The organism is Streptococcus sp. IsoGale021, from assembly GCF_031142795.1.
Lineage (GTDB): Bacteria > Bacillota > Bacilli > Lactobacillales > Streptococcaceae > Streptococcus > Streptococcus hominis.
In genome coordinates this window covers 1-610 of record NZ_JAKZJH010000029.1, presented here as the reverse complement: position 1 = coordinate 610, position 610 = coordinate 1, and the positions used below count along the sequence as shown (strand labels likewise).

The 610-nt window shown below is 52.5% G+C and carries 6 tRNA genes; all 6 read left to right on the top strand.

Annotated elements, in window-relative coordinates:
• Positions 1 to 12: 12 nt before the first annotated feature.
• The 6 genes from RG565_RS09020 to RG565_RS08995 all read left to right on the top strand — a co-directional run bounded on the left by RG565_RS09020 (position 13) and on the right by RG565_RS08995 (position 543).
• Positions 13 to 85, top strand: a tRNA-Asp gene (locus RG565_RS09020).
• Between the two features lie 27 nt (positions 86 to 112).
• A tRNA-Lys gene (locus RG565_RS09015) sits at positions 113 to 185 on the top strand.
• Between the two features lie 9 nt (positions 186 to 194).
• Positions 195 to 276, top strand: a tRNA-Leu gene (locus tag RG565_RS09010).
• Between the two features lie 10 nt (positions 277 to 286).
• A tRNA-Thr gene (locus RG565_RS09005) sits at positions 287 to 359 on the top strand.
• A gap of 19 nt (positions 360 to 378) precedes the next feature.
• A tRNA-Gly gene (locus RG565_RS09000) sits at positions 379 to 450 on the top strand.
• Between the two features lie 7 nt (positions 451 to 457).
• A tRNA-Leu gene (locus RG565_RS08995) sits at positions 458 to 543 on the top strand.
• The last annotated feature ends 67 nt before the right edge of the window (positions 544 to 610 follow it).

The following is a 610-nucleotide window of genomic DNA, read 5'->3' as shown; positions in this document are numbered from 1 at the left end:
AAAAGCTTAATAGGTCCCGTAGTGTAGCGGTTATCACGTCGCCCTGTCACGGCGAAGATCGCGGGTTCGATTCCCGTCGGGACCGTTTTAATGTATAGAGATACATTAGAGAGACTCGTTAGCTCAGTTGGTAGAGCATTTGACTTTTAATCAAAGGGTCACTGGTTCGAGCCCAGTACGGGTCATAGTCACAGGCGGGTGTGGCGGAATTGGCAGACGCACCAGATTTAGGATCTGGCGCTTAACGGCGTGGGGGTTCAAGTCCCTTCACCCGCATAGGAGATAAGCCGGCTTAGCTCAGTTGGTAGAGCATCTGATTTGTAATCAGAGGGTCGCGTGTTCAAGTCATGTAGCCGGCATTAAAGGAAAGAAGCGAATGCGAACGTAGTTCAGTGGTAGAACATCACCTTGCCAAGGTGGGGGTCGCGGGTTCGAACCCCGTCGTTCGCTTGAGGAAGCCGGGGTGGCGGAACTGGCAGACGCACAGGACTTAAAATCCTGCGATTGGAAACAATCGTACCGGTTCGATTCCGGTCCTCGGCATAGGAAAGAGCACCCTTAGCTCAACTGGATAGAGTACCTGACTACGAATCAGGCGGTTAGAGGTTCG